We start from the raw sequence: 12,671 nt of genomic DNA, 5'->3' as shown, positions 1-12,671 counted from the left end.
TTCTTGCCTTCTGAAAAATCTATCTCTTCTTGCATTCCTTTCGTCAGGTTGATTACATTTCTATGCTCAATCATTACTCCTTTTGGTTTTCCTGTTGAGCCTGATGTATATATCACATAAGCTAGATTACTTGGACTGTTTACATTTCTTATTCCACTTATATCTTCATCATAGGCCTTCTCTTCTTCCAGAAACAGTATTCGTATGTTTTCTTTTGCCTTATCAGCATATTTTCTTTTCGTCAAGAGACATTTGGCTTTACTATCTTCCAACACATATTTTATTCTCTCAATGGGATATGCTGGATCAATTGGCAGGTATGCCCCACCGGCTTTTAATATCCCCAACATGCCTATTATCATATCCATTGAAGGCTCCACCATAATGGCTACTATATCATCTGTACCTATACCCTGCTTTCTTATGGTTCTTGCTAGAGCATTGGAACTCTCTTCCAATTGCTGGTAGCTCATCCTGCTATCCTTGAAACTTAAGGCGCTGTTATCTCTATACTTCAATACAATATTAGAGAACATCTCTTGTATGGTTGTATTCCTATTATACTTAAGGTCTGTCTTATTGCTATTTGTAATTATCTGTCGCTCTTTTTTAGTTGACATGTCTATTTCATCAATAGATATGTTTTTATCTTCCACTACTCTATACAGTATGTTTTTATAGTGTTCTGCCATTCTTTCTATGGTTGTCTCTTTGAACAAACGGGTACTGTACTCGAAGTTGAAGTCTATGCTGTTCTGGTCATGTGTACCTATTAATGAAATAAAAAACATGGTGTCATATCTTTGAAAATCATAATTTCTTATTTTAATAGTACTTGAATTCAAATGATTATAAGGAGAATTATGTAAAGTGAATATGGTGTCAAATATAGGATTTCTACTTAAATCTCTCTGAATATTCAAGTCTTCTAGCAGTTCTTCAAAATTCCAATTCCAGTATTGGAATGCTTTCAACACATCATCTCTTACTTCAGAAATGAATTGTTGTACTTTTTTTGACCCCTTTGGATTACTTCGCATTATTAATGTATTAGCGAACATACCAAGAACATTGCTAAAATTATCATTAGGTCTGCCATGAAATGGAGAACCCACTACTATATCCGTTTGTCCTGTATACTTATGTAACATAATCTTATACACTGACAACAATATGACATACGTAGTTGTATTGTTTTTTATTGCATATTTTCTTATTTTGTCTACGAATGCTTGGTCAATATTAAAAGAGAATACATTCCCCTCATAGCTTAATATATTAGGTATTGGATAATCAGTTGGAATGTTTAATACAGGTATTTTTCCAGAAAATTTATTTATCCAATATTTATTTTGTTCTTCATATAAAGAGGACTTCTTAAATTCTTTTTGAAACTCGATATAATCCATATATTGATAGTGAAGAGGCTGTAATTTTTCGTCATTATATAAATTCAAAAACTCATTAACCAATATAGAACTTGATACACCATCAGAAATAATGTGATGCATATCAATCAATAAAAAATTACGCTCCATGTCACATTCTACAATTCCAACTCTTAATAATGGTGCTTCCTTTAAATCAAAGGATTTAATGAAGCCGTTAATAGTTGAATCTAATTCAGCATATGAAATATCCCCAATTGATTCTATTTCAAAATCAACTTGTGAATGTACAACTTGTAAAATATCACTACCCTTTTCTTTAAATGACGTTCTAAGGATATCATGTCTATTGATAAGTTTTTTGAATACTCTATTAATCTTATCCTTATCTACACTCCCAATTATCTCCAACGCACCAGACATATTATAATTGGTGATATTCTCATCAAACTTATTGGCAAGATATACTCGTTTTTGTACAGAGGAAACTGTATTGATTTTATCTCTTTCCCCTACCATTTCATGGATATTTTTCTCATGAATTGGATTATCATTTTCAATAAAATTATCCACTAGCATTTCAACACTTGGATTTTTCAATAAATCAGCAATTGAAATATTATACTCCGTTACATTATTAATTTTGTTTATCACTTTTATTGCAATAATTGAGTCTCCACCTAACTCGAAGAAATTATCATGAATATTTATCTCCTCATACCCTAGAGCACTGGCTATTATTCTTGCAACCGTTATTTCCATCTCAGAAAAGTCATTAGAATCTCTTCCAACTACCTTAATACTTTCTTCATTGCTCAATGATTCTGAATCAGTATGAAAATGTTTTCTATCGTCCTTAATATTTTTTAAGATACTATCCGAGAATTTTATTGGCAAAAAATCCTCAAGAGCATATATTTGGCTATCATAATTGATTTGACCTACAATAGTAACAGAGCTTGTTTTCTTTAATAGCAAATCAAATCCCTCAATTAGCTTATTTGTACTTAATGGTTTAAATATAAAGTCTGTAGAACCATCATCATTTCCATTATCAATCAATGTTTGCTCCCAAGGCGCCCAGCTCATACCTATCGTTCTTAAATTGAGCATGTTTCTATATTCTACAAAAGAATCTAAAAATGCATTTGATGCAGTATAACTCCCAGACCCTTTTCCACCAATAATTGTTATTGGAGATGAAAATACTATAAAGAAATCCAAATCATCTTCAAGAGTAATATTATGCAATATCCATGTCCCTTGAACTTTTGGCTTACACACCTCTTCAAAGATTCTTTTACTGTCTTGAGCTATGGGTATACCACTCATACCGACTCCTACACCTGCTGCATGAATAACTCCTGAAATTTTCCTGTTAGTCTTTCGTAAATCTGCAAATACCTTTTTAATAGTTATATTATCCGATACATCTGCACTAATACATGATACAACGCTACCCTTTTCCTCAATCTTTAGAATTGTCTCCATAATATTGCATATTTTTGTATCTTCACCTTTGCTGATTATGCTACTCCACTCAGTTCTAGGTGGTAACTGGGTACGACTAATTAAAACTATGTGTACAGAATTTTGAGAAGCCAAATACTTCCCTACCTCTAGTCCCAATCCTCCTAATCCACCTGTAATAATATATAATCCATCTTTTACTATTTTTATATCTGTTATTTCACTATTGTTTATATTACTCTCTTGTAGTTCACATACGAATCTATAATTACTCCTGTACGTAATATTATCTGTCTTATTCATACTACATAATTCTATAAAAACAATATTACCAATATCACTTTTATCATCGATATCCAATAATTTATATGAGTTATTCAATTCCTCCCAAATGAGAGATTTACCCAAGCCAAACAAAGTTGAATCATGAGGATTAACTATCTCCTGATTATCAACTTTATTGACATTTTGAGAAACAATTAAAAACTTCAAGTTGTTGTACTCATATTTTATTGTAGCTTTAGCAATATGATAAAGACTATACATACCTATTTCTTGCTTATGATTAAAGCTATCCATATCAGAGACTACCATATTCTCTATTGAACACATATGTATTATATGAGAAATCTTTTTCTCTATTAAATTTGCAAATAGAAGATTATAATCTTCTTGTATATTCCTTATGATATATGTATCATTATCTTCATGATACGCATCACCTATACTGACTTCAATGACATCTATATCATTATTTCTTAATTTGTTTGCTACCGATTGAGACTTGCCAGTACTATCACTGAAAATGACTACACAATTAATCTGACTTATATCATTTTTCTCTGGCTTCTCACTCTTTTTCCATATAATGTTATAATAGTTATGTTCGGTATTTGTATCTGCAATAGGTGTTTCAGGTATAGTTAGCCAACATCTTTTCTTCTGAAAAGGATATGTGGGTATACTTATTTTTCTATATCGTGTCCGATCATATAATAACTCCCATTGGATATCATTATTCAAAATATAAGCTTCCTGTACACGGTTGATTATTTCACTTAATGATACTTCACTCTTAATGAATCTTTCCATTTCTTGGTTGACTTCATTTGGCTTATATACTCTCTTCTTATTGAATTCTTTAGTTTGATAGCACTTTTCATATGAATTGCATAGATTTTCTGTAGTATATACATCATCAATATCTAAAGCATTAAAATCATTGTCTATCAATTTGCAAATCTTGGCAACAAAATCTGTTGGTCGCTTTCCAATTATAATTACTCTATATTCATAGTCACCTCTACCTGTGTTAGCAACATAGCAGAAATTATCTAATTCACTGTCTTCAATAGCTATTAGATACTTTAAATAATCATGAGCAAGCTTACTTAATGATTCTATATTCTTGGCAGATATTTTCAGTATCTTATCTTTACAGACATCAATATTCCCCTTAGCATCAACTGTCACAGGTGGCTGTTCCAAAACCAAATGACAGTTGGTACCACTAAATCCGAAGGAACTTACACCACACCTTTTAATACTATTATCGTTCCATTCTCTCAATATATCATTCACATATACTGCTGATTCATGAAAACGAATATTAATGTTGGGTTCCTCAAAATTAATAGTAGGTGGTATCTGGGAATGTTTTATTGCTAAGACCGCTTTTAACAAACCGGCCAAACCAGCAGCACTATCTAAATGTCCAATATTACTCTTCACAGAACCCACAGCACAGAACTGTTTTCTATCTGTAAATTTAGAAAAACTCTTATTAATGCCATCAATTTCAATAGGATCCCCTAACTTGGTTCCTGTACCATGAGCTTCTATATATGAAATTGTATTAGGATTGATTTTAGCTCTCTTCCATGCTTCAACTATTACATCTTTCTGCGCTTCTGGATTTGGTGAAGACATACTAATTGATCTACCATCTTGATTGATCGCACTCCCTTTAATAATTGCGTGTATATTATCATTATCTCTTATAGCTTCACTAAGTTTTTTTAACAATATGACTATTGTACCTTCTCCACCGCCTATTCCAGTGGAATTATTGTCAAAAGAACGTGTAATACCATCTTCAGCTTCTATACCGACATTTGCATCTTTGTTAGGTAAAATATACGTTTTTACTCCACCTACTAAAGCCATTTTGCAATCATTATTATTTATTGCCTGACATGCTAAATGCACCGATACCAGTGAAGAAGAGCATAAGGAATTAAGAATCATACTTGGTCCTTTAAGATCTAGCAAGTAAGAAATTCTACTTGCAATAACCGGTGCTAAATTTCCATTTAGGGCAATTGCCATATCTTCAGGCTGTAATTCTGAAACCATTTGCTTGTAATCCAATGTATCAGCATATCCAACATATACACCTGTTTTAGTACCTCTTATACCATATTCTCCATACCCAGAATCTTCAATGGCTTGCCAAGCTGTTTCTAGTAATAACCTTTGATTTGGACTCATTACTTCTGCTTCTTTTGGAGAAATTCCAAAAAAAGTGTTATCGAATTTATCAATTTCCTTAAGGAATGCTGCTCTACCCTTACTTAAATCTAATGAATTACCCTTAAATCTAAGATATTTTCTAATATCCTCTTCTCTTTCTGTTGGAAGTGGTCCAACACAAGATTTACCAGATTTCAAAACATTCCAGAATTCATCTATATTCTCAGCTTTTGGCAGTTTAGCTGCCATTCCAATAATTGCAATATCATTCTCATTATTTCTATTCACTTGGATATTTAATTTATCATCACTAAGATCAATAATGCTTTTCAATTTTTTGTTAATATCATTCATTTGTAATCTCCCTACACGATCTCATTATTGTAATAAATTATTTCAAGTATGTAGCATTATCAGTTATAATTTCATGCGCATGATCTTGTTACAACTATGTTTATTAGTTTCGCAAATCGGTTAGCGAGTTCTTCAGCAACTGTATCACCAATTTTCCATGTATCAAAATAACATGTAAAGCTTAAAGCATTATCAAACACTTGTAACCCTAATCTCAAGTCAAATTTGTCCAATAATTCGTCATATTCATCTATTTGGTCTTTCAGATATGCAAGAATCAAAATCCCTTCATCACTTGTTGCTCTTATATTATTGATATCAACAATGTCGTATACATCATGTTTATTATTATTGATAAACCTATGTGTTAAATGGTCTACAAGTTCTGTAATATCATCAATTACTCCTATATCAACAAGATGCGCATCTAGTCTGGCATCTGATGAGAATTTAGAATAAATCCCTATTTCATTCATATCAAAGGTCAAAGCAATCGTATAAGTGAATAATTGTAACATCAGTTCTTCAATGTTAAGATTATATCTTTGGCATAGGACATGAGTATCATTAAACACTTCTCCTGATATATCGAAGCTTAAGGATACTTTATCTGCATTTCCAGAACCCTGTAAACTGTTTTCCAACTTATTGTATCTCAATTTTATCTGTTCAGAAGATTGGCTCATTTTACTATCAATATAATTTGCCAATTCATATATAGTAGGATATGTAAATAAATCTGGCATAGTCACTATATGTCCGAATATTATTTCTACACGTGAAAAAACATCCATTAGCAATAATGAAGTTCCACCAACATCGAAAAAACTTTCGTTAATCCCTACTTTATCAATATCAAGAACTGAACACCAAATCTCCGATAATCTCTTCTCCGTATCAGTATTTGGTCCAACAAACTCAATATCCACTTCTTCAATTACATTCATGGTAGCCAGATGCTTCCTGTCAATCTTGCCGTTGATTGATTGAGGTAATTCATCAATAATAACAAATCTTGTTGGAATCATATAATAGGGTACCACTTTAGCTAAATGCATCCTTATTCTATTGATTTCCCCTTCTACTTGTGCCAAGATATACGCATACAATTTTTTTTCACCACGTCCAGAGTCTCTTGCAACTACTATTGCATAATGACCACCTAAGAAATTATTTATTTGTGTTTCAATTTCTTCAACCTCGACTCTGAATCCTCTGATTTTCACCTGATTATCTATTCTTCCTGATAATTCAATATGTCCATCAATAGTGATTTTGGCGAGATCCCCTGTTTTATAAATTTTCTTTCCTTCTAACCAAGGATTTCTCACTACTTTCTTGTTCGTAAGATCTTGGTCATTTACATATCCGTCAGTAATTCCAACACCTGATATACATAATTCACCTAAAACCTCTTTTGGTAATAATTTGTTTTCTTTGTTAACAATATATACTATATTATTCTGTATTGGACTACCTATATTAGTCAGCTCATCCTCACTCATATTGTTAAAGCGACTTGTCGTTATTGTATTCTCAGTAGGTCCATATTCGTTTACCAATACTAGATTTGGATATTGGTCTTTACTTGTTTTTAGCAATAACGCCTCCGCTCTTTCTCCTGCCAAAACTACAAATCTCAAAGAACCCAACTCGATATTCTCTGTTTGCAACATCTTAGTATACATTAAAGGAGTTATAGACATATTAGTGACTTTGTATTTTTCTATTACCCTAGCTATATGATCATATTTTCTCCAAACATATTGCCCTATCATAACAAGTTGTCCACCACATAATAGACTTGGATAGAAATTAGCACCGAAACCATCAAAAGCTACAGATATCATCTGTAGAGTGATATCATTTTCCACATAATTATAGTTATTTAATCTCCAATCTATAAAATTAGTAAGCCCATCATGACGTATTTTCACGCCTTTTGGATTGCCTGTTGTGCCTGATGTATAAATGATATAAGCAATATCATCTCCACTAGGGTAAACTTCAATATTTGAACTCTCAATTTCTTGTTCAAACAATTGATTAATATTAATCACTTTTTGAACACTGTATTGATCAATGCTTTTTTCATTTCCTGTTATAAGCACTTTGCATTGGCAATCAGATAGAATATACTTAATTCTTTCTTCACTAGTCTCAATATCAATAGGTACATAACATCCTCCGGCTTTCAATACACCAAGGATACTAATTGCCATTTCACCAGTATTATCTAATAATATTGCAACTGGATCATTTTTTTTAATCCCATTTTCAATCAATATTTTCCCAATCCTATTAGAATAGTTATTTAGTTGGGTATAAGTAAACGTACTATTGCTTGTACCATGAATATCTCTAATATCTGATATTGCAACTTTGTTAGGTGTCTTTTCGACACGTTCCTCAAATTGCTTAATTATACTTTGTTCAGTATAAACTTCTAATTTCTCCACTCCATATGCTATTGAGACATTAGTATCAGTATCATCTAGATTAGTTAATTCCAGATTAGAAATAGTAACATTTACATCTGTCAATACCTGATAGAGTATATAGCCATAACAAGATAATATTCCTTGAATGGTTGTTTCATTAAACAATTTACGATTATATCTGATTTTACATACTATAGAACTGGCATCATCACTAACCTGAACACTCATGTCATTATGAGGTGAATCCATAATCTCATTAAGACCTGATAGCTCATGAATATTTGCTAATGAAAAAATAATCTTATGAATATTATTCACATCAACGTGTATACCGCTATCTCTAAATAACTCAATAACATCACAATTCTGATTTTTATATCCATCTAAAACAGTGTCCCTTACTAGGTTTAGTACCTGTTTGAATGTCATATCTTCACTAATTTCATCATAAAGGACAACAAAATCTGTTAGTCTCTCTTCTTCCATAAATTGATATAATGGTGATATTACTGGAATATATCTTGATCCATATAATTTATAAATCATTACCTTAAAAGATGCCAACGTGATTATGTATAACAACAAATCATTATTTTTACTGATCTTTTTCAATTTATTACTAACAAAATCATCAAATTCATACTCTAGAACCTCAGAATCAATTTCATTAGTTCTGTAGTGGTCAGTATATATATTTAGCTCTTCCATTTCCATGGGTAATTTATTAAACCAATAGTTTTTTATATCTGTGTTCATAGTTATCCCCCTTACAATAATCTATAATATTTTTTTACTCAAAATCAAATTCTACGGAACCTGCAATACCAGTACTTCTTTCATCTGTCTTTCCATGCAATCCATCATTAACTATCTTCTTAACACTGTTGTTGAAATGATCACATTGCTGGTAGAACTTAGTGGCTGCATCGAACACTTCCTTTGTTTGCTCCAGATCAACAACTTTTCCAACAAACTTATTGCAATAATTACATGCATCACAATTATTTTTACAGAAATTATCATTAGTTCTGAATGGCTTAAGAAATGAATCCAGTTTTTTATTATCTATATACACTTTAAATGCGTTTGTAGAATGGAATCCATCCAAAAGGTCCATTAAGTTACCATCAAAAGATTCTTTAAAGTAGCTTTCTACTGTTTTAACCATATCCCCATGTAATACCGCTTGTCTTCCCTGTAATTTATAATATTGAATACCCATTTCATGATAATACTTAATATCTTCTGGTCTAACCCAATTCATCTTAAGTAAGTTACTTGGTTCTTCAGCTCTTTTCATCATACATCGATGGGAATAGTATGTTGAACTTTTGGTATTTACCTCTTTATCATGAGATACTTGATTCTGGTGAAACATTCTATAAGTACAATTCTTATGACAGATTACATTAACAATAATTTCAACACCATCACCAAAAGCTCCAACAATGTCTTTTATTGTCTTAAAGTCTCTATTAATTGACTCTTCAAGTACAATTTTTGAAACACCAAGCTTCTTGAAGCTGACAGCTTTATTAACGTTTGTAATCTGACATAGAGTTGAAGCTTTTATTTCAAAGTCATATCCTGACATTTTCACAATCTCAAATAACGTAGGCATTGCTATTATCAGACTTCTTACTCCAATCTCATATAATTTCTTGAGAAACCCTAATATTTCTTCTATACCCTCCTCTTCAAATTCACGATTACCTAAACAAGTAGCATTAAGAGTATAACTAAAACCGATTCCTTTATCCCTAGAATAACTTATGTAATTCTTTAAACCATGAATATCAATTTTAGGAATAAGATCTCCAGCTCTTCCAGATCCCAAACTATTTCCAATCGTTAATTGTCCATAGGTTTCAATTACTTTGCTATCACTATATGTATTGTTTAATTTGTAATACTTATCTATAGTTTCTGTTTTAAAATCCGCTGGTACAACATAATATTTCATATTATCCCTCCTTCTAACTAATCGAAATCAAATTCTAACTCATTACTTAGAGTTTGCTGTTCATGTTTGAAAGTATTCTGCTTTAATACCTTTGAAAACTTGTCATATTCAGAATAGAATTCCAAGCACTTTCTATTCAATTCACGACTTTCTTCAACATCAATTGCCATTTTTGCATACCTATTACAGTATCCACATTTAGAGCAAACTTCTTTACAAAATCCGGGTTCTCTAAAAAATCTCTCCACAAATCCATCAAGTTTTTTGTTATCTATATATGTCTGATAAGAATTATATGGAGAGAATATTGTAATGAGATCAAATAAATTACCATCATATGACTCGTTGAAATAATATTCTAACGTTTTTACTATATCCCCAGTTAACACATTTTGTCTTCCTTGTATTTTAAAATATCTGATACCTACCTCTTCATACAATTTTATATCTTCTGGCCTGATCCAATTAAGTTTTAATAGATTCGCTGTATCACTAGCTTTTTGCATTGAACATCTATTGAAGAAAAAGTCTTTTATATCTTGATCATTAGTACAATGAGCTTCATGATTATAATGAAACATTTTATATGGGCAATTATGCATGCATACATTATTAATAATTATCTCAACCTTATCTCCATAAACTTCGCATATATGCTTTAATTTTTCAAAATCTCTAGTTATATCAGGATCAACTACAATCCTCTCTGCTCCAATTTTTTTATAGAAATTCGCTTTATTAGGTGATACTATTTCACATATGGCAGAAGCTTTAATTTCAAAATCAAATCCAGATTCTCTAACTATTTCTACTAATGAAGGCGAAGAAACCGTAATATTAGTTATTCCAATAGTGGCTAACTGATTCAGTAAATCCAAAATGGATTTAATACCTTCTTCACTAAATTCATAATTCCCAAAACATGCTGGATTAAGTGTATAACTAAACTCTATATTCTTTTTTCTGCAATACTCAATATACTTTTTCAGTTCTGCCATATTGATTTGTGGCAGAACATCCATGATCCTTCCTGAATTTAATATCTTGCCAACTGTCACCTGTCCATATGTTTCAATTATCTTTATATCTTCATATGTATTATTCAATTCATAAAGTCTATCAATTGTACTTTTTTTAAAATCCGCTGGAATACTAAAATATTTCATCAAAATCAACCTTCCTAGCGCTCTCTATGCTATCTATTTTATTTGACTTTTTATCTGCATTAACACAATTACAAGTTATATTTTTAATCTTTGTATTTTCATAACCATCTTGAGATACAATATCTTCTAGCTTACTTATATAATCATCAAATAAATTATTGATTAATTGTTCTTCAAACACTTTTTTGTTATAATTCAACTCAAATTTTATATCCTCACTAAACACCCTGACTCCAATACTTAAATCTATATTGGTCTCATATTCTTTTGTTGTAAGGCTTATGTCAACAATATCATTTCCAGTCTCGTAATTAAGATTTTTAAAAGGGTAGTTTTGAATAACAAAAATTGTATTGAATAAAGATGTATTAGGTTTGTATCCCCCATATTTTTTGATATCTGCCAGATCGGTCGTTTGAAATTCATCAATCTCAATAATGGCCTTATTCATTCTTTTTAAGTATCCTTTCAGTTCTTCATCAAGTTCAAATTTAAGTCTAAATGGTATAGTATTGATGAACAGACCTACCATATTTTCAATTCCTTTTAGTTTTACATTACGTCCAGAAACTGAAATTCCAATTATGATATCACTTTTCTTGTTTATCTCCCATTGAGCAATTGCCCAGACACTATATAGTAATACAGCTATACTTATATTATTTATCCTAGCAAATTTTCTGATGTTTGTAGCTAACTCTGCGTCTACTTCATAATCAAAATGCCCTCGTTCATCAGTCAAACCATAATTATTATTTTTTATATTCAGGTTTCTAATACTGTAACCTCTTAAATAATGTTTCCAAAATTTCTTTTCTTTATCTTTGTCTGCCTTCCATAAGTATTTTATATACTCCTTGAATCTTGTTTTCTGATGTATAATCACCTTTTTGTTATAATAGAATGTGTTGTAATAATCCTTAAATTCTTTAAGCAGTATTATATTGCTCCAACCATCAAAGATAATATGATGTGTTGTAATAATCATCTCATATTCATCTTCTGACATTTTACACAATGTTACTCTAAAGGGTTGAACATTAATATCTACTCTACTTAGATAATCATTACTTTTTATCTTAGATAATTCACGTTCTCTTTCTTTTTCATCCATATCAGCAAGATTATGGAAAACAACAGGAATGTCATATTTTTTTAGTACAATAAGTATTGGTTTGCTTAGCCCCTTATATCTTATAAGGCTCCTAAGTAATTCATTCGATTTTGCAACATGGTTCCATGCTTCTCTAAAAACTTCAACTTGAATTTTACCCCTTAACCTATAACACATTTGCTCGAAGTACAGAAAACTACTTGGATTAATCATTAAGTGAAATAACATACCTCTTTGCATTGGGGTTATTGGCAAAATATCCTCTACGTTAGTTTTATTAATTTTAGGCGGATTCATCATAAC

General features: G+C 31.0%; 5 protein-coding genes. All 5 read right to left on the bottom strand.

The annotated features are described in order from the left end of the window. On the bottom strand, positions 1-5,684 hold a 5,684-nt coding region (locus QMG30_RS18585; protein WP_281817998.1), incomplete at its 3' end, for a condensation domain-containing protein. 71 nt (positions 5,685-5,755) lie between these two features. Next, on the bottom strand, positions 5,756-8,881 hold the full coding sequence (locus QMG30_RS18580; protein WP_281817996.1) for a non-ribosomal peptide synthetase: 3,126 nt from the start codon (positions 8,879-8,881) through the stop codon (positions 5,756-5,758). A gap of 34 nt (positions 8,882-8,915) precedes the next feature. Next, the gene (locus QMG30_RS18575) at positions 8,916-10,088 is read right to left on the bottom strand and encodes a U32 family peptidase (protein ID WP_281817995.1); all 1,173 of its coding nucleotides are present in this window, start codon (positions 10,086-10,088) and stop codon (positions 8,916-8,918) included. Positions 10,089-10,105: 17 nt separating this feature from the next. Next, entirely contained in the window at positions 10,106-11,254 is a 1,149-nt protein-coding gene (locus QMG30_RS18570; protein WP_281817993.1) for a U32 family peptidase, read from the bottom strand. Next, positions 11,241-12,668, bottom strand: coding sequence for a condensation domain-containing protein (locus QMG30_RS18565; protein WP_281817991.1), 1,428 nt, complete (start codon positions 12,666-12,668; stop codon positions 11,241-11,243). Before QMG30_RS18565 ends, QMG30_RS18570 begins: the two co-directional genes overlap by 14 nt. Positions 12,669-12,671: the final 3 nt, after the last annotated feature.

Source organism: Vallitalea longa (assembly GCF_027923465.1).
Taxonomy (GTDB): Bacteria; Bacillota; Clostridia; order Lachnospirales; family Vallitaleaceae; genus Vallitalea; species Vallitalea longa.
This window is presented reverse-complemented; position numbering and strand designations above follow the sequence as displayed.